This is a genomic window from Streptomyces sp. NPDC086787, from assembly GCF_044745865.1.
Classification (GTDB): Bacteria; Actinomycetota; Actinomycetes; order Streptomycetales; family Streptomycetaceae; genus Streptomyces.
In genome coordinates, this window is sequence record NZ_JBIVBC010000019.1 from 1 (window position 1) to 23,207 (window position 23,207).

Below are 23,207 nucleotides of genomic sequence, written 5' to 3' on the forward strand. Positions count from 1 at the left end.
CCCGGCAGCATTTCGATGAACAGCATGCCTTCGCACCGCTCCTGTCACCTCCGGCCGAGCAAGCAGCTTGACTTCTTGGCTCCCTGAGATGTCTTGACGGCACGAAGAACATCATCCAGGTGTAAGAGTGGGCGGGCGTGTGGAAGAAGCCGAAGACGGCTACGGCGACCAGCGGGCCGAGGCCGATACCGAGGATCCTGCCGAGCACACGGCGGAAGCCGCAGACCAGCGTCTCGCCGCGCGAGGCGGTGTTCACGAAGATCCGCCCGCAGTGAGCCGGGGCAGGGCGTAGTCGGCGATGATGATCCGAGGCACGAGGAGGCGGCGGACGCCATGTCCGTGGACGAGCTCGACACCCGCATCCTGCGGCTGCTTCTCGAGCAGCCGCGCACCAGCGTGCGCGAGTACGCCCGCGTTCTAGGGGTCGCCCGCGGCACTCTCCAGGCGCGACTCGACCGCCTGGAGCGGGACGGCGTGATCACCGGCACGGGCCCTTCGCTGTCCCCCGCCGCGCTGGGTCATCCGGTGCTGGCCTTCGTGCACATCGAGGTGACCCAGGGCCATCTCGACGACGTGGGCGACGCGCTGGCCGCCGTGCCGGAGATCGTCGAGGCGTTCTCGATCACGGGCGGCGGGGATCTGCTGACCCGGGTCGTGGCGCGGGACAACGCACACCTGGAGGACGTGATCCAGAAGCTGATCAGCCTGCCGGGCGTGGTGCGCACCCGTACGGAGGTGGCCCTGCGCGAGCGCGTCCCGCACCGCCTGCTGCCGCTCGTCGAGTCGATCGGCCGGTCGGCGGCCCGCCGACGCTGACCTCCGGCGCCCCCCTTGAGCCGGAGCTCTTGGGCGCCGCCTCGACCCTCGTCCCGGCGGGGCTCACCCGCTCGGCGCATTCTGGGCGGAAGTCGCCGTTCGGACGCGTCATCCGCCGCTCAACCAGCAGCCGCACCGGCCCTACGGCCCTGGGGCGACCGGCGACGGCATGCGGTGGCGCCGTTACGGCGCGCGCGGTGCGGCGCCTGTTCCTAGCGTGATCGCAGGACATACAGGAAGGCACGCGCATGCCCACCGATCCCATACACGGCGAGCCCGCCGGTTCGCTCCGTGCGGAGGCCTCATGACCACGGTGCAGGTGCGCTCGCCGGGCCCGGTCGCAGACGAACGGCGCTGGAAGGCGCTCGCGGTGTGTCTTACTGCGGGTTTCATGACCCTCCTGGACACCTCGATCGTGAACGTGGCCCTGCCCTCCATGGAGCGGGGGCTGCACGCACCGCAGGCCGACCTGTCCTGGGTGGCGTCCGGATACGCGCTGACCTACGGCCTCTTCCTCGTCCCCTCCGGCCGGCTGGGTGACCTGCGCGGCCGCCGGGAGACGTTCCTGACCGGCGTCGCCCTGTTCACGCTGACCTCGGCGGCCTGCGGACTGGCCCCCACCTCGGGATGGCTGGTGGTGTTCCGGCTGCTCCAGGGCGTGGCGGGAGGCATGATCGCGCCTCAGGGTTCGGGACTGATCCAGCAGATGTTCAGGGGCGCGGAACGCGCGCGGGCCTTCGGCATGTTCGGCAGCGTCGTGGCCATCTCCACGGCGGTCGGCCCGCTGGCCGGAGGACTGCTGATCGAGGCCTCCGGCAGCTGGCGGTGGGTGTTCTTCGTCAACCTGCCGATCGGTGTGGCGGTGTTCGTCACGGCACTCCGCCTGCTGCCCGGGTCCCCGCCGAAGGACTCCCGCGAGGGCTACGACGTACCGGGTGTACTGCTGCTGGGCTTCGGCGCGATGGCGCTGATGCTGCCCCTCGTCCAGGAGCAGGCCTGGCACGGCCGGAGCAAGTGGGCGCTGGTCCCGTTGGCCGTCGTACTGCTGCTGGCGTTCTGGGCGTGGGAGCGGCGCCAGGGACTGCGCGGGCGGGCTCCACTGGTGGACCTGCGGCTGTTCAACCGGCGGTCGTTCACCTGTGGCTCCCTGCTGAGCCTCGTGTACTTCGCCGGGTTCACCTCGCTGTTCTTCGTGTACACGCTCTTCCTGCAGAACACACTCGACTACAGCGCGCTGGAGGCGGGGCTGGCCGCGATGCCGTTCGCGGTCGGATCCGCGGTGGCGGCGCTGGTCGGCGGGCGTCTGGTCGTCCGGTACGGCCGCAAGCTGGTGGTGTGGGGGTTGAGCGCGGTGACGGTCGGTCTGCTCGGTGCCGCGGTCGCGGTGAGGCTGGTGCCGGGCGTGGGCGTGGGGTGGGCGGCGGCACTGCCGCTGCTCCTGGCCGGGGTCGGCTCGGGTCTGACCACGTCCCCCAACACCACCCTCACCCTGGCGCGCGTGCCGGTACGCCGTGCCGGCGCGGCGGGAGGGGTGCTTCAGATGGGGCAGCGGGTCGGGTCGGCCGCGGGTATCGCGGCCGTGGGCTCGGTGTACTTCGCGCACCTGGCGAACCACGGCAGTGCCGCGGGCGCACTCCAGCTGGGTCTGCTGGCGGCTCTTCTGTTCGTCCTGGCGGGTCTGGCCCTGGCCGTCGCCGACCTGCGCGAACCGGCCACGGAACGGTCCCCCGAGCACCGGGAGGACCCTCGGACGGGGCACGTGAATCCCGAGGGGCACGACGGACGAGCCGCCGACGAACCGCGGTCGCCGTCGCGTCCCTGACCGGTGGCTACGACCGGTGGCTACGACCGGCGCCGGGGTTTGCCGCGCTTGGCGCCCTGGGTCCCGCCGGAACGCCCCTTCGCACCGCGCCCGGCGGTCCGGCCCTGCGCCGGCTTCTGCCGGGCGGCGGGCTTGTCGGTCCGGGCGCGCCCCCGTTCCGGCTCGGGCGGGGCGGACGTGCGGCCACGGGTGCTGTTGACCGTGCGGCCGCGGACGATGCCGATGAAGTCCTCGACGAGGTCGGTGGTGGCCTCCTCGGGCCAGGACAGGGCGACGCTGGACTGGGGGGCGTCCACCACCGGGCGGTACTCCAGGTCCCTGCGGTGGTGCAGGCGGGCCAGCGACTGGGGGACGACCAGCAGCCCCACACCGGCCGCGACGAGTTCGACGGCGTCGGCGGTGGTGGCCGGACACTCGAAGGCGGGCTCCCCCGGCGGACTGTCCCAGTCGAAGACGTCGTCGAGGGGGTGGAAGAGGACCTCGTCGGCGAGGTCCTCGACGGTGACCTCCTCGGCCGCGGTGATCAGATGGTCCTTGGGGACCACCACGACCGTGGTCTCCGTGTAGAGGGGGATCGCGCTGAAGTACGTACGGTCGACCGGCAGACGCACGAGTCCCGCGTCGGCCCCTCCGTCGCGCAGCACACCGGAAACGTCGGCGGCCGCCACCTGGAGCAGGTCGAGGGAGACCCCGGGCCGGCGTTCCTGCCAGATCCGCACCCACTTGGCGGGCATCACGCCGGGGACGTACGCGAGCCGGAACGACGGTGTTTCCTCGGAGCCTGTCACCAGGCCAGGGTATCGGCCGTGGTCGGGCGTCCCGCATTCGGCCGATACCCTTGACCTCATGAGTTCGCAGCAGACCGGCCAGACGATGAAGCCCGCCACGGCGGCGAAGAAGCTGGGTGTATATCTCCCCGCCACCCCCGCCGAGTTCCAGGAGGGCGTCGTCTCGCGAGCCGAGCTGAACGAGCTCCAGGCCAATCCCCCCGAGTGGCTGACCGAGCTGCGGCGCACCGGCCCGCATCCGCGTCCCGTGGTGGCGGCGAAGCTGGGTGTCTCCATCTCCGGCCTGGCGCGCGGTGGGGTGACCGAGGCCCTCACCACCGACGAGATCGAGGCGCTCAAGCAGGAGCAGCCCGAGTGGCTGGAGCGTGAGCGGACCACGCAGGCGGAGGTCCGCCGGGAGACGGTGCGGCTCAAGAACCAGCAGCGCGAGCAGGCCGACGAGCAGGGCTGAGTACGAACAGGGCTGCTGAGTAGGGACCCGGTTGCTGGTCCCTCAGTCCGTGTTCGGGTAGCGCACGGCGAGGGCGGCGATGTCGTCCTCCAGCCTTCCGCCGCTGTAGCGCAGGAGATCCCGGTGCAGCCGGTCGAGCAGTTCGCCGGACGGTTCCTGGTCCTGCTGCCGCATCCAGTCCGGCAGCGGGAAGAACCCGCCCGTGCGGTTCCGGGTCTCCGACACACCGTCGGTGTAGAGCAGCAGGCGGTCGCCGGGGCCGAAGGTGACGGTGTCGATGTAGTAGCGGTCCCCGATGAGTGCCGCGAGGTTGAGGGGCGGCGAGGGCGCCGTGGGCTCCAGGACGAGGAGCTCGCCCCCGTGCACGAGCAGTGGCGGGGGATGCCCGCAGTTGAGCAGCCTCACGTGCCGGCCCCCGTAAGGGATCTCGGCGATGAGGGCCGTGGCGAAGCGCTCCGGCAGGTCCTGGCCCGGGATCGCGGCACTGTACCGGGCGATGCTGGTCTCCAGACGGTGGACGATGCCCGTCAGGTCGGGCTCGTCGTAGGCGGCCTCCCTGAAGCAGCTGATCACCGCGGCGGCGGCGCCGACCGCGGAGAGTCCCTTGCCCCGGACGTCACCGATGAGCAGCCGGACCCCGTACGGCGTTCCCGCCGCCTCGTAGAAGTCGCCGCCGATGCGAGCCTGCTCCTGGGCCGCCAGGTAGAGCGACTCGATCTCGATGTCGTCGATACGGCAGGGCAGGGGGCGTAGCAGCACCCGCTGGGCGACATCGGCGACGAGCCGGACCTGGACCAGCACCTCCTCCCGCTGGAGGCGGATGTGGCTCGCGTAGGCGGCCGCCAGCGTGACCGCGATGATCGCGGCCGCCGTGTACGGGGTGCCCAGGTCGCTGTAGACCACCCCGAGGCTCAGCATCACGACCAGGCACACCGCCCCGAGCAGGATCGTGGGGATGACGGGCCACATCGCCGCGGCGAGGGCGGGTGCCGCGGGCAGCAGACGGCTGATGGCGATCTCCCTCGGCGTGGCGAACGCCAGCACACCGACCACGACGGTGAGGATCACCGGGGACAGGCGGGCCAGCATCCACCGCCCGTGGTGAGGTGGACGACGGAATCGCAGTCGGCCGAACATGACCACAAAGTGCATCATATCGGCTAAATATCGACTCAATGCGATCGGCGGGATGGCGGCCGGCGGCGGCCCGCCCATCGGGCACGGGGCGGATTCAGGCAGTGCCACAAGGGTTGACCAGTGCTACAAAGGGCGTATGGCGAATCGTTTCGCCGCTTTTCGACATCTATGGCTCAAGCCGCTGGCCGACCGGAGTCCGCGAAGCGTGGCCGGGCAGGTCTTCCTGCTCCAGGTGGTCGTGGTGGTGCTGCTCGTGACCTGCAGCGTGTTCGCCCTGGCGTTGCAGTCGAAGCGGGACACCACCTCCGAGGCCGTGCGCCGCTCCACGGCCGTGGCGGAGACGTTCGCCCACTCGCCCGGCGTTCTGGCGGCGCTGAAGACGCCCGACCCTTCGAAGGTGCTACAGCCGCTCACCGAGGCCGGACGCAGGGCCGCCGGTGTCGACTTCATCGTGGTCATGGACACCAAGGGCATCCGCTACACCCACCCCATGCCGAGCCGGATCGGCCAGCGGTTCGTCGGCCGGATCGAACCCTCCCTGGCCGGAAAGGTCTACACCGAGAGCGTCCACGGCCCGCTCGGGCACGAGGTGCAGGCCACCGTGCCCGTCGAGGACGACCAGGGCAAGGTGACCGCCCTGGTGTCCGCGGGGATGAAGGTCAAGAACGTGTCCAGCCAGGTGAACCGGCAGCTGCCGATCATCCTGGCCGCCGGGGGCGGAGCCCTCGTCGTCGCGACCGGCGGGACGGCACTGGTGGGACGGCGGCTGCGGCGCCAGACGCACAGCCTCGCCCCGGACGAGCTGTCCCGCATGTACGAACATCACGACACGGTGCTCCACTCGGTGCGAGAAGGAGTGCTGATCGTCGGCGAGGACGGCAGGCTGCTGCTCGCCAACGACGAGGCGCGCCGCCTGCTGGAACTACCGCCCGACGCGGAGGGCCACTCCGTCTCGGAGCTGTCCGGCCTGGCCCCAGAGACGGTGGCCCTGCTGGCCTCCGGGCGTGAGGCCACGGACGAGGTGCACCTGGCCGGGGAACGGGCGCTGGCCATCAACCAGCGCCGTCTGGACCCCGACGAGGGCCGCATGGGAACGGTGATGACCCTGCGGGACTCGACGGAGTTGCAGGCGGTGTCGGGGCGCGCGGAGCTGGCCCGAGAGCGACTGAAGCTGCTGTACGACGCCGGACTGCGGATCGGCAGCACCCTGGACGTGGAGCGGACGGCGGAGGAACTGGCGCAGGTCGCGGTCCCCAGGTTCGCGGACTTCGTGACCGTGGACCTGGCGGGCGCCGTCCTGCGCGGGGAGGAACCGGCGCCCACCGCCACCGGGATGCGTCGCGTCGGCGTGAGCGGGATCCGCGACGACGCCCCGCTGTACCCCAAGGACTGGCTGATCGACTTCCTGCCGTCCACCCCGCAGGCCCGCGGCTACGGCACCGGCCGCTCGGAACTCGTCCCCGACCTGTCCAAGGCCGCGCACTGGCAGGCCCAGGACCCGCCGCGCACCCTCGCGATCATCGAGTACGGCATCCACTCGCTGATCGCCGCACCCGTCCTGGCCCGTGGCCAGGTCCTGGGCATGGCCAACTTCTGGCGCGACCAGCACCATGCCCCGTTCGACGAGGAGGAGCTGTCGCTCGCCGAGGAACTGGTCGCACGGGCCGCGGTCAGCATCGACAACGCCCGCCGGTACACACGCGAGCACGCCCTCGCCGTCACACTCCAGCGCAGCCTGCTGCCCCGGGCCCTGCCCGAGCACACCGCGCTGGACGTCGCCTACCGCTACCTGCCCGCCCACTCCGGCGTCAGCGGCGACTGGTTCGACGTCATCCCGCTGCCCGGCAGCCGGGTCGCCCTCGCCGTCGGCGACGTCGTCGGCCACGGCCTGCACGCCGCCGCCACCATGGGCCGGCTGCGCACCGCCGTACACAACTTCGCCACCCTCGACCTTCCCCCCGACGAACTCCTCGTCCACCTCGACGACCTCGTCGCCCGCATCGACCAGGACGAGACCACCGCCGACTCCAGCCCGGAGATCATCGGCGCCACCTGCCTCTACGCCGTCTACGACCCCACCACCCAGACCTGCACCGTCGCCCGCGCCGGGCACCCCGCTCCCGCGCTCGTCCACCCCGACGGCACCACCACCTACCCGGACATCCCCACCGGTCCGCCCCTCGGCCTCGGCGGCCTGCCCTTCCAGACCACCACCCTCCACCTCACTCCGGGCACCCAGCTCGTCCTCTACACCGACGGCCTCATCGAGGACCGCAACCGCGACCTCGACGACAGCATGGAACTCCTCCGGCAGGCCCTCCACGGCCACCCCCACCGGACCCCCGAGGACACCTGCCAGGCCGTCCTCGACCAGCTCCTGCCCACCCGCCCCAAGGACGACGTCGCCCTCCTCATCGCCCGCACCCACGCCCTGCCCCCCGACCACATCGCGGAATGGGACCTGCCTGCCGACCCCGCCGCCGTGTCCCGCATGCGAAGCGACATCACCCGCCGACTCCACGCATGGGACCTCTCCCACCTCGACTTCTCCACCGAACTGGTCCTCACCGAACTCGCCACCAACGCCATTCGCCACGGCACCCCGCCCATCCACGTCCGCCTCATCCTGGACCGCACCCTGACCTGCGAAGTCACCGACAGCAGCAGCACCTCACCCCACCTGCGCTACGCCGCCACCACCGACGAAGGCGGCCGCGGCCTCTTCCTCGTCTCCCAGATGACCGAACGCTGGGGCACCCGCTACACCCCCCAGGGCAAGGTCATCTGGGCCGAACTCTCCCTGGCGGAGGAGGACGAGGAAGCAGACCGGGACTGAGACCGGGACCGGGACCGGCCTCAGGCGCGAGGTTCGGCTCAGGGAGCAGCGTTCACCGGTACCCCGGTCGCGGTCATGATGCGCCGCGCCTGTTTGATCATCTGTGACGATCCGGAACGTGCCGCCAGCTCCTTGATCTCCGGTATCGCTTCACGGATTCCGCCCCGCTCCGCGCAGTCGGCGGCGATCGTGAGCATCGCGGGGAGCCCGTGCGTCGCCCCGTCCGCCAGCAGGAGAGGGAGAGCGGCCGAGAGCACCGCCCACACCGTGGCGTACGTGCCCGTGCGCTCCGCCTCCCGCAACGCCGCCACGACTCGCTGGAGCTTGAGCCGGCGCAGCCCCGTCAGCTCGGCGATGTCCCGGCCGAGCCGAGCCGCGTCGAGCTGTCCGCGAGCGGCCAGGACGAGCATCGCGTCCACGGCGAACAGCTGCTCCTCCATACGCCGTGCCCCCAGGCCGTACGCCACGAGGAGATGGGTCGCGGGCCCGGCCGGTCCGTTCGACTCGGCGAGGGTGGGCAGCACGGGAGCGCACACGCCGACGGAATCGGACTCGGCCAGGCTCCCGAAGACCACCAGCATCCGCGCCGCGACGACCTCCCGGTGCTCGGGCAGGATGGCCAAGGTGTGCGGGGAACACTCCCAGCCGCTCCCGCACCTGCACGGGCTCCCGATGGGGTCGTAGGCGCCGAGCAGGGAGCGGAACGGCTCGGGGTGGTCCTCGTGCCCGGGCAGGGCACCGGTGCGGACCAGCACTCCGGGACGAGGAGTCCTCAATCTCAGTGGCTCGGTGTCGCGGGAGAGGACGGGATCGGACAGCCCTTCCGAGCCGAGCCAGGCGGCGAGCCGCCGCCCCGCCGGGGACGTGAGCTCCGCGGCGGCCGCTCGTGCCTCGGGCGGCACCTCCCGGTCGAGTCGCAGCAGGGCCTGGCAGAGGTCCGCCCGGCCGGGCTCGATGCCGGAGTTCTCATATGCGGCGAGCCTCGCCACCAGCTCCGACGCGTCGACGGTCCCCGTCGTCCAGGTGGGCGTGGCCAGCAGGAACGGCAAGGGGGCATCGACCAGCCGGGTCCCGATCTCGGCCGCGCGGATGAGGGGAACGGACCGGAGAGCCAGGTGCGGACACTGCTGCCCGAAGTGGTCGCGGGCAACGCTCACGTTCCCCAAGGACATGCCCATGATGGACATGACGACGATCGCGAGCCCCTGTTTCAGGTAGTCGACCTGCCAGTCCAGGGTCCGCTGCGCCACGACCGGTTCCAGGGCGGCACGGAGGGCCTCCGGGTCGGCGTGGGCGTGCACCACGAGCCCGTTCAGCACCCGCTCCCACTGAGCCGGGGTCCCGTCCCTGCGCAGCAGCGCGCCGGTCTCCTCGGCGAGTTCAGCGGCGGTGGGCGGTACCGGCTCGATGCGCTCGGCGTTCGGCACGGGCGGCAGCGTGTCACCCTCGGCGGCCGGGACGTCGGCGTCTTCGCCGGTGACGGCGTCGCCGAATACCTCGGCCGCGCGTTTACGCAGGTCGGGGCTGAGCTGCGCGGCGCCCACCGCGAGCTCGGCCAGGACGGCCCCGCTCGCGTGTTTGCGGTGCCGGACGACCAGGGCGAGCGCCCGCTCCTGGAGGCTGTGCTCCTCGTGGCCGAAGGCTTCGGCGGCCACGGGAAGCAGTTCGTCCGTGCGGGAGCGCTCACGCCTCATCGCCTTGTCGAGCATGCCGAGCTGGGCTCGCACGATCTTCTTCTCGGGCCGGAACAGGGCTGCCCGGGAGATCTCGACCAGGTGCTCGCTCTCCAGACGGCCCGCCTCGTCGAGCCCGGCCAGCACCTCCTGGGCACGCGCCGCCACCAGCGCGTGGCCGTCGGGCAGCATCCGCACCCAGGTGAGCGTGTGCGCCGCCTGCTCGTCCACGGTCAGGTCCAGGGCCGTCAGCAGCGCGAGGAAGCCCTTCACAAGGCCGAGCCGGCCCCCGCGCGGCAACCGCGAAAGACAGCCGTCGATCAGCATCTCGCGGCTGAGCCGTCCCTCCTCGGCGAGCCCGACGAGCGCGTCCGGCCATCCGGGGTCGTCCTCCCGGCTGAACTGGAAGTCCGAGCCGGCCTCCGGCACCTCGAAGAGCCGGGGGACCATCACCGCCAGGAACGGGTCGTCCCGGAGCCTGTCCTTGACCGTGCTGCCGCTGACCAGCATGCTCTGCTCCCAGCCGATGACGAAGCCGTCCGTCGTGGGAGGCTCGCAGCTCGCGGCTTGCACCAGCTGTGCGATCAACCCGTACTCCTCCTCCGCGACGGTGCGGCGTTCCGCCAGCCGGTGGGCCACCTGCGCCAGCCATTCGGGGTCGCGGTCACCCAGCGCCCTGAGGACCAGTGAGGGATCGTCGTTGACCCGCCGCAGCTCGCCGCTCGCGAGCCACTGCGTCGTGGCCGCCGCGCCGGTGCAGCACCCCGCCCCGGCGAGCCGCAGTGCCGCGCGTACGGCCCAGTGCTCGTGGCTCCAGTGGTTCCGCGCGATCGCGCGCCACGACTTGAGCGCCGGCAGGCACGCGCGCCGCTCGGCGTCGGTGAGCGTGCCGACGAGCTCGGGGACCGCCCCCTCTCGGCCCTCGCGCACGGCGTGCAACAGGTCGCGCACGCCCTCGGTGACCCCGTCGGGGATTTCGTAGGGAGTGGTCTCGCTCATCGGTCTGCTCCGGTGGAAGTGACGGTCGTGTTCCGGGCGGCGCCGGTCGTGGGGTGTGCTGTCGTACGGTGTGACTCCGCCCGGCGGACGATGCGGACGGCGAGGGCGTGCTTGCACGGTCCGCGGCCGCCGCGGTATTCCGCCCACCAGCGGCAGGTGCAGCTCAGACGCCCTTCGTCGGACCTGACCCGGTGGACGTGGTCGTCGACGTTGACCGTGGCCAACTCTCCGTCGAGGCGCACCGCGCCCGCCTCCACGAGTGCGTGGGCGGCGCGCAGCCGGGGGTTGTGGCGGTCTGCCAGCCCGGTGTCGTACGGGAGTTCCCGGTGGAAGTAGGCCGTCTCCGCCACGTCGTAGCCGATGCGTCCGGCGGTGCCGAGGCGGGTGAGCGCGGCCCGTACACGCTGTGGGGTGAGCCCGGACTGTGCGGCCAGGTCGGCGATGTCGACGGCGGGGTCCCAGGCGAGCAGCACCGACACCAGCTCGGCGTCCTCGGCCGACTCCTGTGCCGCCAGGGCGTTCAGGACTCCGCCCTCGCCGGAGAAGCCCCGCGACACGTCCGGGGACAGGGTGAGTGTGAGGCGCATCCCGGGGAGCCGCACCTCCCAGGCGCTCGCCGAGAGGTCGCTGCCGGTGGTGACGGCCGGCCCGTGGATCCGCAGGCCTGTCGCATGGCGCAGCACCCGGGCCAGCGCGCCGAGCCGTTCGGGACCCGGCAGGCACACCGCTCCGGGGACGGGCCGGGCGGTCGCGCGCAGCGACCGGCCCGCCGGGACGACCCAGCGCGCTCCCCGTGACGCGCCGCGGGAGGATCCGGGACGCGGCAGCGACCGGAGGAAGTGCACGGCCTCGGCCGCGGAGAGCTCCGCGCGCAGGTCGAACCCGGAGGCGATCACCTGTGTCTCGGCGAAGCCGCGCAGCCAGCGATCGGGGAGCGGCACCTGCTTCTCGGTCACCGGCCCGTCGAAGGTGGTGACGGTCAGTTCGTCGGGCCCGACCTCCACGAACAGCGGGTCGTTCGGACCCACGCGGGTGAGCGCCTCCCGGAGCGGGATGTTCACATCGACATTGGTCGTGCCGTGTCCGATGTCGTCACCGTCGAGGGCGTCGCCCAGCATGTCGAGCCGCGCGTACACCCCGCAGCAGCCGGAGAACGACTCGAACCGCAGCCGGTCCCCGTTCCCGGTGACCACCGGGTCGAGCGATATGGGACGCAGCGGTTGGTAGTAGTGAGCGGCCGCGACGTCCGCGACGCACAGCAGTCCGGCCGCGGCGACCTGAGGCCGGGTCAGGAAGCCGTGGAAGAAGCTCGGATGAGCTGCCCGCCCCGCCGGTGTGACGCCTCCGGAGGTCTGGAGACTGAGCGTGGAGCCCTCCGCGGTCCGGTGCACCGCGGAGGGGCGGAGATAGGCGTACGTCTGTGAGGCCTGCGTCATGCCCCAAACGCTAGACGCCACCTCTGACAACGCCCCAGCCGCCTGTGCTGTCGTCAGACCCCGTACTCCGCCCTCCCCTTCGGACCGGAGCGGCCGCGCTGCCTCGGCGCCTGGAAGCCACCGATCCGCTGCTCCAGCAGTTCGGCCAGCCGCAGCGGGGTGCGGTCCTCGAACATCGGACCGATCAACTGCACTCCCACCGGCAGGCCCTCCGGGGACCGGCCCGCTGGTACGGCGGTGGCGGGCAGGCCGGGCATGGTGGCAAGGCTGGCCCAGACGAGCTGGTCGAAGTACGGGTGCTCGACGCCGTCGATGGCGATCCGGCGTTCCCTCGGATCGGGGTGGTGGTCGTGCGGGAACGCGGGAGTGGGCGTGATCGGACACACCACGGCGTCCCACTCGGCGAAGAACTGCCGCCAGCCGTGGCGGTGGAGCTCGCGACTGCTGTTCGCCTCGATCCAGTCACGGTGGCTGAACACCATGCCGCGCAGCCGCGCCGCATCAAGACTCCGGTCGTCCGCGCCCAGTGCGGCGGCGCGGGTCCGCAACCGCTCGTACGACTCGACGGGAAATCGGGCGACGGAGCCCGAGAACAACAAGTGCGTGTAGAGTACCGCGGCTTCGGTCAGATCGGGCAGCAGCGGACTGCGCCGTTCGACACGGGCGCCACCGTCGACAAGGGCGTCGGCCACGCGGTTCACGGCCGCCCGCACGGCGGACCCGGTCGGAATGAGCGGATGCCTGTCGAGGACCAGGACCCTGAAGTCGCCGAGCCGCTCGTGGCGCGCGGGAGGCAGCGTCAGGTCGTGCGCCACCCCGAGCGTCAGCGGGTCCGGTCCGGCCATCACGTCGAGCAGGAGCGCGAGATCACGTGCAGTGCGCGCCATCGGACCGACGACGGCGAGGTCGCCTTCGGCCGGCAGGGCCGGTGCGGACGGCGGGACCATGCCGCGGGCCGCCACCAGCCCGAGTGTCGGCTTGTGTGCGTAGACACCGCAGAAATGTGCCGGGGTGCGCAACGAACCGGCGATGTCGGAGCCGATGGAAAGCGCACCGAACCCGGACGCCAGGGCCGCCGCCGATCCGCCGGAGGATCCACCGGACGTGCGGTCGTGATCCCACGGGTTGTTGGTGGTGCCGTAGATCTCGTTGAAGCTCTGCACGTCTTGCAGCCCCAAGGGCACATTGGTCTTCCCGAGCACCACCGCGCCTGCGGCCTTGAGCCGTGAGACCTGCACCGCGTCCTCGGCCGGCATGTAGTCACGGTGTGCCGGCATGCCCCAGGTCGTGGGCAGTCCGGCGATGTTGTAGGACTCCTTGACCGTCACCGGTACGCCGAGCAGCGGCCGGTCCTCACCGCGGGCGCGCGCCTGGTCGGCATCGCGCGCGGCGGCGCGTGCACGGTCGAAGTCCGGCACACAGATCGCGTTGATCGCCTTGTCGTCACACTCGACACGGGCGATCGCCTCGTCGGTCAGTTCCGCCGAGGTCACCTCGCCTGCACGCAAGGCGGTCACGAGTTTTTCGGCCGACTGAAAATTCCACTCCATGAATCCGACCGTACCGACCTCCGGAACAGGTCATGAAATACCGTTTCTCGCAACGGTATCAACGCCCCCATACTCGTCATGTCCCCTTCGGCTACGGACAATTCGCCCCACCGGTGAGTGGCGCTTTCGATAGGGTCCGGCCATGGCGACGCATGAACGCGAGATCACCGCTCCCGTCGACCTGTGCCGTGGCGACGGGACGCTCGAACCATCCGCGATCGGCTGGTCGCGCCGACCGCTGCACCGCTGCCGGATTCCCGGCTGGGGCCGGACGAAGCGCTGGGAGTACTGGTGCGTGACCACGCCGACCCACCTCGTGGCCCTCACCGTGAGCGATCTCGACTACCTGGCCCTGAACTCGGTCTACGTCCTGGAATACGGGGCCGTGCAGCGGGAGTTCGAGCGTACCGTGATCGTGCCCGGCGGGTTCGGCGTCCGACTCCCCGACACCGTCGCCGGAGCGGCGGGCTCCCCCGCGCTCGTGGTCGGACCACGGCGGCCGGCCAGGGGGCAGGTGCGGATCGAGATCCACAACGAGGGCGCCGCCACCCGGCTGCGGGCGCGCTGTCTGAGCCCACAGCACCTCCCGGTGGAGGTGGACCTCCTCGTCGCGCTGCCCGCCGGGCACGAGACGCTCTCCGTGGTCGTCCCCTGGGACGAACGCCGCTTCCAGTACACCTCCAAGCACACGGCCCGGCCCGCTTCCGGCACCGTGCGCATCGGCAGTGACGTGCTGGAGTTCGGAGATGACGCCTGGGGCACTCTCGACCACGGACGGGGCCGGTGGCCCCGCTCGGTGGCATGGAACTGGGGCGCGGCGTCCGGGCGCACGGACGGCCGTACCGTCGGCCTGCAGTTCGGCGGGCGCTGGACGCGTGGCACCGGCGCGACGGAGAACGCGGTGTGCGTCGACGGCCGGATCAGCAAGCTCGGCCAGGAGCTGGCCTGGCACTGGTCCCCCGACGACCACCTGGCGCCATGGTCGATCCGCAGCCGTGAATCAGCCCGGGTGGACCTGGTGTTCACACCGTTCCACAACAGGTCCACCCGCACCGACGTGGGTCTCGTCGCCAACCGTACCGACCAGTGCTTCGGCCACTACACCGGTTCGATCCACACCGACGACGGCGAGCGGATCGCGGTGAACCGGCTGCTGGGGTGGGCCGAGGACGTGCGCATGCGATGGTGATCCGCCGCTGTTTCCGGGATGTTGCCGGACCGTGCCCGGAACTCGAAAAGGGGGGAGGGCGTGATCGGGTTCTGTGCAGATTCTCGGGAAGTTCCGTGCGCTGATTCCGCCCGTCGTCCACCTCGACAGGTCAGCCGTTCCCGTGCCCGCCCCGGATTCGGCTTGTCAAGGTCCGTCTTCAGCCGGTGAAGTGCCGCTGCTGACAAAACGATGAACCTAATTAGACTCACCCGTCATGTATCTCACCCCCCACGGTAAGACGCAGACCGAACAGACCAACCGCCCCATATTCATGGAAGGTTCAGGCAGGCGAAGGCAGGTGCTGCGGTACACCGCAGTGGCCCTCAGCAGCGCCTGCGGGGCCTACCTGGTGTTCGCTGCGATCGTCATGGCCGGACTCTGGCAGTCCGTCGGAGACCGTCCCCCCGGCACCGGCGCCCCGATCCCCGTGGCCCCGGCGGGCCACCGGGCCGAACCGGGAGCGACGGAGCGCTCCGCGAACAGCCGACAACCATCCCCTCCACCGACGGACGGTCCGTCCCGGCCACAGAGCGGCAGGACCTCGCCCGATCCGCACGAGGTCACCCGCGGATGACGCCCCGGCACGCATTGCGCCGTCCCCCACGCGGGCACTGGGTGCTGTTGATCCTCATTCTCACCGTAGTCGTGGTCACTCTCCTCTTCGAGGGGTGGACCACACATGAGGTCGACGCCGCGCGTATCAAACGTCCCTGCGCCGAACCCATCCCGCGCAGCGCGGACACCGGACGCCCGGTCCTGAGATTCACCGATGGCGGTGTCGTGACGGCTGCCATGCCCCCGGGCACGGCGGCCCTCACCTTCGACGGCGGACCTGATCCGGTGTGGACACCACGTCTGCTGGACCTGCTGGCCGAGCACAAGGCACACGCCACGTTCTTCGTGTACGGCAAACAGGCCGCGCGGTACCCGGAGCTGGTCCGCCGTATCCGAGCCGAGGGTCACGAGATCGGTTCCTACACCTACACCGGTGGCGATCTCGGAGCGGCTTCCCGTCCCCGCGCCCGTATGGAACTGGGCTTCACCCAGACGGTACTGGCGGGCGTGGCGGGTGAGCACACCTGGTTGCTGCGCCTGCCCCACACCACCACGGCGGACACCCTGTGCGGCGCCGAGTGGCAGGCCGCCCGCCGCGCTGCCGGCGAAGGCTATCTCATCGTCGCCGCGGACCGGACGTCCCGGAAGTCCGCCGAGGGCGTGGTACGCCAGTACAGCCACACCGAACTCGGCTTCCGGGAGGCGCGGTCGCTGCTGCGCAACCCGCGGGTGCGACGGTTCACCACGGTCTCGGCCGGCCTCGGACAGCCCGAGTCCACCAGCCGGGCTTCACTCGCCGAGCGGCTGAAGGGCAGGGGTCTCATGCAGGCCCAGGACCTTGGTCGGGGCTTCTCCCGCGCCATGGCCTGGGCGCTGGTCGTGGCGGGAGTGCTGGGTCTGCTGCGCCTGGCGATGCTCGTCTGGTTCGCGCGGATCCATGTGCGCCGACGCGGCAGACTGCGGCCGGGCAGCCCCCTGTTGCGTGCCGTGACCGGTCCGGTGACCGTCCTGGTTCCCGCGCACAACGAGGAGGCGGGCATCATCGCCACCGTCCACTCGCTGCTCGCCTCCACCTACGCGGACCTCGAGATCGTGGTGATCGACGACGGTTCGACGGACGGCACTGCGGCGGCGGTCGCCGGCATCGACGATCCGCGGGTGACGCTGGTGCGCCAGCCCAACACCGGAAAGCCGGGAGCCCTGAACACCGGACTCGCGCACGCGTCGCACGACATCGTGGTGATGGTCGACGCGGACACCGTGCTGGAACCGGATGCCATCCACCACCTCGTCCAGCCACTGGCCCATGCCGCGATCGGGGCGGTCAGCGGGAACACGAAGGTGGGCAACCGCCGGCATCTGCTGGGCAAGTGGCAGCACCTGGAGTACGTGCTCGGATTCAATCTCGACCGGCGCATGTTCGAGGTGCTGGAATGCATGCCGACCGTGCCCGGCGCCATCGGCGCCTTCCGCCGGGACGCGCTGCTGGGCGTCGGCGGTGTGAGCGACGAGACGCTCGCCGAGGACACCGACCTGACCATGGCCCTGTGGCGCGCCGGTTGGCGGGTCGTCTACGAGGAATCGGCCGTCGCGTGGACCGAGGTCCCGCACACGATGAGGCAGTTGTGGCGGCAGCGCTACCGCTGGTGCTACGGCACCCTCCAGTCGATGTGGAAGCACCGCCGGGCCGTCACCGAGCTCGGCACCGCGGGACGGTTCGGCCGACGCGGGCTCAGCTATCTGGCGCTCTTCCAGGTCGCCCTGCCGCTCTTCGCGCCCGCCGTGGACGTCTTCGCCCTGTACGGCGTGTGCTTCCGTGACCCGTCCGAGGCGATCATCGTCTGGCTGGCGTTCCTCGTCGTCCAGATGGCCACGGCGGGGTACGCGCTCCGGCTGGACGGCGAGAAGCTGCGCGCTCTGTGGTCACTGCCGCTGCAGCTCTTCGTCTACCGGCAGATGTTGTATCTGGTCGTCTTCCACTCGGTGATGACGGCACTGCTCGGCAGCCGTCTCAAGTGGCACCGCATGCACCGTACCGGCAGCGCCGATCCGTACCGGCTCGACGACCTGTCGCCGGTAGACGTCGGCCTGACGCTCGAGAACTCGAAGGGAGAGCTGCGATGACCCACCCGCTCGACCACACAGGGGGCACTCCGGCGCCCTGGAACCGCCGGGTCGGCCCGCCCGGCCCCGGCCGGTCCGCCGAGGCGGCGCCCGTACGGCCCGTACGGCCCGTACGGAGGGAGGCGTACGGCTGGCGTGGCACCGCGCCACGGCCCTCGCTCCGATCCCGCGCCCGGCCCCGTCGCGGGCGCCGGGCGGTGCGCGCCTTTCTCGCGTTGGCCACCACCCTGCTGCTCACGGCGGGCGGTACGTACGCCTGGGCGGAGAGCGAGCTGCACCGGGACGTGGATCTCGCCGCGTACTCCCACGGCCGGGCGTCGGGAGAGGGCACGAACTACCTGATCGTCGGCTCCGACAGCCGGGACGGACTCTCGGACTCCGATGTCCGTGACCTGCACGCCGGGGGCGGCGGGGGGCGGCGCACGGACTCGATCATCGTGCTGCACACCGGGGCCCGGGGTGCCGTGATGCTCAGCCTGCCGCGTGACTCGTGGGTGACGATCCCGGGATTCCACGACCCGGCGACCGGGAAGCGGGTTCCGCCGACCAAGGACAAGCTGAACGCGGCATTCGCTTACGGTGGACCGGAGTTGCTGGCGCACACCATCGAGCACAACACCGGGATCCGCATCCACCACTACGCGGAGATCGGATTCGCCGGCTTCGTGAAGGTCGTGGACGCGATCGGCGGCGTGCGGTTCTGTCTGGACCGGGACATCAAGGACGAGAAGTCGGGCGCGGATCTGCGCAGCGGCTGCCGGACGCTGAACGGCAGGCAATCGCTCGCGTTCGTCCGCGAACGCCATCAGGAGGCCGAAGGCGATCTGGGGCGCTCGCGCAACCAGCAGCGGTTCCTCTCGGCGCTGGCGGACAAGGCGGGCAGATCCAAGACCTTCCTGGACCCGACGCAGATGTACCCGGCGCTGACCGCCGGACTCGACGCACTCGTCGTGGACCGGAACATGGACCTGCAGCGGCTCATGGGCATGTTCCGTTCCCTGCGGGGCCCCAACGGCACGGCGAAACAGGTGACCGTGCCGGTGGACGCGGTGGGTCTCCCCACCGCGAAGGGCAACGTCATCCGTTGGGACGCGGACCGCGCCGCAGTGCTGTTCCGGCAGATACGCGATGACCGACCGGTGACAGTGCCGGGAGGCCGGGGGCACTGATCCCCACGGTGGTGTGGCCGGGCTTCCTGCCCGGCCGCACCGTCACCGTTGCTCACACAGCGTGCGAGGGCACCGTCGCGGATCTACTGGCCCCGACGGACCCGGGCGGCCTTGCGGGCTTCCGCGATCTGGCGGGCCTCGGCAGACCGGCGGGACTCGCCGGCGCCGCCGCCCCGCCCCGGGCGGGTGCCCATACCGCGGAAGGGGGCGCCACCGCGCTTCGGGCGCTCCGTGACCGGCCCGCTGCCGCCGATGGGGACACCGGAGGGGGCCTGGGCGCCGGTGATACGGCTCAGCTCGGCCTCACCGGAGCGGACCTGTGTGATCTGCGGCCTGATGCCGGCGTCGGACATGACGCGGGCCATCTCCCGGCGCTGGTTGGGGAGGACCAGCGTGACGACACTGCCGGACTCGCCGGCGCGGGCCGTACGGCCGCCACGGTGCAGGTAGTCCTTGTGGTCGCCGGGCGGGTCCACGTTGACGACGAGATCGAGGTCGTCGATATGGATGCCCCGGGCCGCGACGTTGGTGGCCACCAGCGTCGTGACGTCGCCGGTCTTGAACTGTGCCAGGGTGCGGGTGCGCTGGGGCTGCGACTTGCCCCCGTGCAGCGCCGCGGCCTTCACCCCGCTGCTCAGCAGGTGCTTGGTGAACTGGTCGACTGCGTGCTTGGTGTCCAGGAACATGATCACGCGCCCGTCGCGGGCAGCGATCTCGGTGGCGGTGGCGTACTTGTCCGCGCCGTGCACCTGCAGCACGTGATGCTCCATCGTGGTGACCGCGCCCGCCGACGGGTCGACCGAATGGACCACCGGGTCATGGAGGTAACGACGGACCAGAAGGTCGATGTTGCGGTCCAGCGTGGCCGAGAACAGCATGCGCTGTCCGTCGGGATGTACCTGGTCCAGCAGTTCGGTGACCTGCGGCATGAAGCCCATGTCCGCCATCTGGTCGGCTTCGTCCAGGACGGTGATCTTCACCCGGTCCAGGCGGCAGTCCTTGCGCTCGATGAGATCCGAGAGGCGGCCGGGAGTCGCGACGACCACCTCGGCCCCGGCACGCAGTGCGCCGGCCTGCCTGCCGATCGACATGCCGCCGACCACGGTGGCCAGCCGCAGCTTCAGCAGTTGGGCGTACGGCGTGAGCGCATCGGTGACCTGCTGGGCCAGCTCGCGTGTGGGGACGAGGACCAGAGCCAACGGCTTCCGCGACTCGGCGCGCTGCCCGGCCGTGCGCACGAGGAGCGCCAGACCGAAGGCGAGCGTCTTGCCCGATCCGGTGCGCCCGCGGCCCATGACGTCCCGCCCCGCGAGGGAGTTCGGCAACGTGGCGGCCTGGATCGGGAAGGGCTCGTTCAGGCCGAGGCTGGTGAGCTTCTTCACCAACTCGACGGGCATGTCCATCTCAGCGAAGGTCGCCGCCGCGGGGAGGGCCGGGGTGACGGTGACCGGCAGCGCGAACTCCCCCTGCGGCGTGGAGGGACGTCCCCCAGTGGTGCGCGGGCCGGCGCCGGAGCGCCTCTGAGTCTGTGGACGGAAACGGTCCTGTGGACGGAAACGGTCGTTCGAGCGAGCTGAACGGCTCATGGAGAACCTTCCTCGGCGGGGCACGCATCGAGGAATTCCCGACAGCAATAAGCCGGACGAATTGCAAGAACGAGCCAAATGTGGGACTAAAAGAATTCCAGCCGGAATACAGAAAACATTAAGCTGGGGCCCCGCCACAAGGCGGAGCCCCAGCCACTCATGCGCTTCGGTGTCAGGCGGGAGTGATGTTCTCCGCCTGCGGGCCCTTCTGGCCCTGCGTGACGTCGAAGTTCACCTTCTGGCCTTCCTGGAGCTCACGGAAGCCCTGGGTGGCGATGTTCGAGTAGTGGGCGAAGACGTCCGGGCCGCCGCCGTCCTGCTCGATGAAGCCGAAGCCCTTTTCCGCGTTGAACCACTTGACGGTGCCAGTAGCCATGTCACATCTCCTTGGGGGCAGTGCCCGCGGATCCACACCGTGTGAACCCGTGCGTTGCCACGATGAACCCCGTCCGGATAAGCACCGGAGATACAAAAATGCCCGACGGCATACGGCCGCCAAGGCACTTGAAGTTTCGGGAACCACAACTGCAACTACCGCAATTCTAGCACGGCACGCGCACCCGCACGAATTCAGCCCTGCCGTAAAGCTTCGGCCCGGCGCGCCTCCGGGGTCGCGGTCGTCGTCAGCCTACGCCCGCCGGTCACGAACGTGCTGTCTGTTCACGTACCAGGCGGCGACCTGCGCGCGTGAGGTGAACCCGAGCTTGGTGAAGATACGTTGCACGTGCCCCTCGGCCGTACGAGGGGCGATCACCAGGCGCGCCGCGATCTCCCGGCTGGTCAGCCCCTCGGAGACCAGCTTGGCGATCTCACTCTCCCTGGGTGTCAAAGGGGCTTCTTCGTCTCCCGCCCGTGCTTGACCGGCGGCCGGAGTCGCCGCGCCGAGAGCGTGGTCGATCGCCGCCTGCTCGGAAAGAGCGCGACCGCGTTGGAACGCCGTGTCGTAGCGCTCGTCTCCCAGGGCCGCTCGAACCATGGTGGTGTGCTGATGGTGAACCACTCCCACCAGGTGAAAGAAGTCCGGCGAAGTCCCGACCGCCTGCCACATGGCGGTGGCGGCGCCGAAGAGCGTCGCTGCCCGGACGTGGCGCGCCTGGCGTCCGCTCACCCAGGCAAGGATCTCGAACGCGAACGCCATCAGGAACTTCGCGCTCACCCGGCGCCGCAGGTCCAGGGCCTGTCGTACCGCTGCTTCCGCGTGTGTCAGATCGTGGTCGAATTCGACGAAGGCAACGGCCAGCAGCGTCCAGGAGCGCCAGATCGCCTCTCCCCGCTGCGCGGCGGTGGCGAGTGACTCCTCCAGGAGGGCCAGGCCCCGCTCGCGCTCTCCTCCGTGCCCGAGAATCAGCCCGTGGATGGACGTGGCGAGAATCAGGCCACTCAGCTCGTGCCCCGACCTGAAGCCCGACATGGCCTCGCCGGTGAGCAGCGCTGCCTTCTCCATGTCGTCCGAGGACGCGGCCCGCATCCCCTCCACGAGGGTCACATACGCGCTTTCGTTCGTGAGGCCGAGCCTCCCGGCCAGCTCTGCGGCCTCTTCCAGTCGCGCCTGTGCCGCGTCCAGGTCGCCTTGCAGCAGCGCGACCCAGGCACATCGACGCAACGCGGAAGCCCGCTCCGGCGAAGGCTCGGAACCTGCCGCCAACGCCTGGTCGAGCCACTGACGCGTCACGCTGTTGAAGCCCTGGACACCCAAGTAGGTCCCCAGCCGGTCCGCGAGGCGAAGTGCGGCGACACCGTCATCGCGCTGAGTGAGGCAGAACGCGAACGCCTCCCGCAGGTTCGCGTGCTCGCGCCGCAGCCGCAGGATCCAGGCCTCCTGGTCCGGCCCCATCCAGTCGGCCTGGAACTCCTCCACCATGCGGGCGTACCAGTCGCGATGGCGGCGATGTACAGCGGCGTGCTCACCGGCCTGCACGAGCCGCGCCTGGCCGTACTCCCGTATCGATTCCAGCATCCGGTAGCGCACATGACCGTCATGCTCGTCACGGACCAGGATGGACTTGTCGATCAGGGAGAGGACGATGCCCGCTATCCCATCCCGCCCCATCTCCTCGGTCGCACCCACATACTCGATCCCGGCCAGATCGAAGCTGCCGGCGAATGCCGATGCCCTTGCCCACAGTTGCTGCTCCGACTGCGAACAGAGGTCGTAACTCCAGTCGATCAGCGCTTGCAGCGTGCGTTGCCGGGGAGGAGCGCTTCTCGGGCTGACGCTGAGCAGGCGGTAGCGTTCGGCCAGCCGCTCCTCGATCTGACCGAGCGACAGTGCACGCAGCCACACGGCGGCCAGTTCGATCGCCAGCGGGATCCCGTCCAGCGCACGGCACAGCCGCGCGACGGCAGGGCAGTCCTGGCTCCGAAGTTCGAACCCGGGCAGAACGGCGCAGGCGCGATCGATGAACAGCCTCACCGAGTCGTACTGCGCAAGCGTGCCCGGGGACGGCGCGTCTTCGACGTCGGGCACCGGCAGTGGAGGAACCACCAGGGTCGTCTCGCCGTACACGCCGAGCGACTGTCGACTCGTCGCGAGGATCCGCACCCTCGGACAAGCCCTCATGAGAGCGTCGACGAAGAGAGCGCAGTCGTCGATCAGGTGCTCGCAGTTGTCGAGGGTGAGGAGCACTTCGCGGGATCCGACGTGGTCGATGATCACGTCGATCGTCGTGCGCGAGGGCTGGTCATGCAGGCCGAGCTGGGCCGCCACCGTATGCGTGAGCAACGAGGAATCACGCAATTCGGCCAGTTCGACGAAACGCGCACCGTCGCTGAAATTCCGTCGCGCGCTCGTGACCACATGTGCGGCAAGTCGAGTCTTGCCCACCCCTCCGGGCCCGGTGAGCGTCACAAGCCTGGAAGTTGCCAGCAACCGCCTCGCGTCGGTGATCTGCTGCCGCCGCCCGACGAAACTGGTGAGGTCGGCCGGCAGGCTCTCGGCACTCTCCAGGGCACTGGGCCGAGCGATGGTGCTCATACTTTCGAAGATTAATCGACCCTGGAACGGCACAAAAGGCTACCGAGAAGTAGCTGACCGGTGGGGGATCACGCCGTGGTC

The 23,207-nt window shown here is 70.5% G+C and carries 15 protein-coding genes and 1 pseudogene; 7 read left to right on the top strand and 9 right to left on the bottom strand.

Annotation, left to right across the window (positions count from 1 at the left end; all coding sequences use genetic code 11):
- Positions 1 to 100 precede the first annotated feature (100 nt).
- Positions 101 to 262 (bottom strand): annotated as a pseudogene (locus ACIPK3_RS30135) (FUSC family protein); the annotation flags it as partial.
- Between the two features lie 71 nt (positions 263 to 333).
- On the opposite strand from ACIPK3_RS30135, the gene ACIPK3_RS30140 reads away from it, so the two are divergent.
- Positions 334 to 816 carry an Lrp/AsnC family transcriptional regulator gene (locus ACIPK3_RS30140; protein WP_402574759.1) on the top strand — a complete coding sequence of 161 codons (483 nt, stop codon included), beginning with the start codon at positions 334 to 336 and terminating at the stop codon, positions 814 to 816.
- Positions 817 to 1,120: 304 nt separating this feature from the next.
- A complete protein-coding gene (locus ACIPK3_RS30145) occupies positions 1,121 to 2,638 on the top strand; it encodes an MFS transporter (protein ID WP_402574760.1) in 1,518 nt (505 codons plus the stop codon).
- A gap of 20 nt (positions 2,639 to 2,658) precedes the next feature.
- Here ACIPK3_RS30145 and ACIPK3_RS30150 read toward each other — a convergent pair whose 3' ends face one another.
- Entirely contained in the window at positions 2,659 to 3,426 is a 768-nt protein-coding gene (locus ACIPK3_RS30150) for a LysR family transcriptional regulator substrate-binding protein (protein WP_402574762.1), read from the bottom strand.
- 58 nt (positions 3,427 to 3,484) lie between these two features.
- Between ACIPK3_RS30150 and ACIPK3_RS30155 the strand changes: the two genes are divergently transcribed.
- Entirely contained in the window at positions 3,485 to 3,877 is a 393-nt protein-coding gene (locus ACIPK3_RS30155; RefSeq protein WP_402574764.1) for a DUF5997 family protein, read from the top strand.
- 42 nt (positions 3,878 to 3,919) lie between these two features.
- On the opposite strand, the gene ACIPK3_RS30160 is transcribed toward ACIPK3_RS30155, so the two are convergent.
- Positions 3,920 to 4,966 carry a PP2C family protein-serine/threonine phosphatase gene (locus ACIPK3_RS30160; RefSeq protein ID WP_402574766.1) on the bottom strand — a complete coding sequence of 349 codons (1,047 nt, stop codon included), beginning with the start codon at positions 4,964 to 4,966 and terminating at the stop codon, positions 3,920 to 3,922.
- Positions 4,967 to 5,150: 184 nt separating this feature from the next.
- Here ACIPK3_RS30160 and ACIPK3_RS30165 point away from each other — a divergent pair, with 184 nt between their 5' ends.
- A complete protein-coding gene (locus ACIPK3_RS30165; RefSeq protein ID WP_402574768.1) occupies positions 5,151 to 7,850 on the top strand; it encodes a SpoIIE family protein phosphatase in 2,700 nt (899 codons plus the stop codon).
- A 38-nt stretch (positions 7,851 to 7,888) separates the two neighbouring features.
- On the opposite strand, the gene ACIPK3_RS30170 is transcribed toward ACIPK3_RS30165, so the two are convergent.
- Genes ACIPK3_RS30170 through ACIPK3_RS30180 form a run of 3 tightly spaced genes read right to left on the bottom strand, consistent with a single transcriptional unit; the run spans position 7,889 to position 13,508 of the window.
- Entirely contained in the window at positions 7,889 to 10,522 is a 2,634-nt protein-coding gene (locus ACIPK3_RS30170) for a DUF6493 family protein (protein WP_402574770.1), read from the bottom strand.
- Entirely contained in the window at positions 10,519 to 11,958 is a 1,440-nt protein-coding gene (locus ACIPK3_RS30175; protein WP_402574772.1) for an SWIM zinc finger family protein, read from the bottom strand. The genes ACIPK3_RS30170 and ACIPK3_RS30175 overlap by 4 nt, the downstream gene beginning before the upstream one ends.
- Positions 11,959 to 12,011: 53 nt before the next feature.
- Positions 12,012 to 13,508, bottom strand: coding sequence for an amidase (locus ACIPK3_RS30180; RefSeq protein ID WP_402574774.1), 1,497 nt, complete (start codon positions 13,506 to 13,508; stop codon positions 12,012 to 12,014).
- A 142-nt stretch (positions 13,509 to 13,650) separates the two neighbouring features.
- Between ACIPK3_RS30180 and ACIPK3_RS30185 the strand changes: the two genes are divergently transcribed.
- The 3 genes from ACIPK3_RS30185 (at position 13,651) to ACIPK3_RS30195 (ending at position 18,566) form a co-directional block, all read left to right on the top strand.
- Positions 13,651 to 14,697, top strand: coding sequence for a DUF2804 domain-containing protein (locus ACIPK3_RS30185; protein ID WP_402574776.1), 1,047 nt, complete (start codon positions 13,651 to 13,653; stop codon positions 14,695 to 14,697).
- A gap of 591 nt (positions 14,698 to 15,288) precedes the next feature.
- Positions 15,289 to 17,397 (top strand): bifunctional polysaccharide deacetylase/glycosyltransferase family 2 protein, encoded by a 2,109-nt coding sequence (locus ACIPK3_RS30190; protein ID WP_402574778.1) that lies wholly within the window; start codon positions 15,289 to 15,291, stop codon positions 17,395 to 17,397.
- Positions 17,394 to 18,566 carry an LCP family protein gene (locus ACIPK3_RS30195; RefSeq protein WP_402574780.1) on the top strand — a complete coding sequence of 391 codons (1,173 nt, stop codon included), beginning with the start codon at positions 17,394 to 17,396 and terminating at the stop codon, positions 18,564 to 18,566. Before ACIPK3_RS30190 ends, ACIPK3_RS30195 begins: the two co-directional genes overlap by 4 nt.
- An 83-nt stretch (positions 18,567 to 18,649) precedes the next feature.
- Here the strand turns inward: ACIPK3_RS30195 and ACIPK3_RS30200 are convergent, their stop codons facing one another.
- From ACIPK3_RS30200 to ACIPK3_RS30210, 3 genes are all read right to left on the bottom strand, one after another.
- Positions 18,650 to 20,152, bottom strand: a complete 1,503-nt coding sequence (locus tag ACIPK3_RS30200; protein WP_402574782.1) for a DEAD/DEAH box helicase — start codon at positions 20,150 to 20,152, stop codon at positions 18,650 to 18,652.
- 172 nt (positions 20,153 to 20,324) lie between these two features.
- Positions 20,325 to 20,528 carry a cold-shock protein gene (locus tag ACIPK3_RS30205; RefSeq protein ID WP_210586179.1) on the bottom strand — a complete coding sequence of 68 codons (204 nt, stop codon included), beginning with the start codon at positions 20,526 to 20,528 and terminating at the stop codon, positions 20,325 to 20,327.
- 252 nt (positions 20,529 to 20,780) lie between these two features.
- Positions 20,781 to 23,126, bottom strand: a complete 2,346-nt coding sequence (locus ACIPK3_RS30210) for an ATP-binding protein (RefSeq protein ID WP_402574785.1) — start codon at positions 23,124 to 23,126, stop codon at positions 20,781 to 20,783.
- Positions 23,127 to 23,207 lie beyond the last annotated feature (81 nt).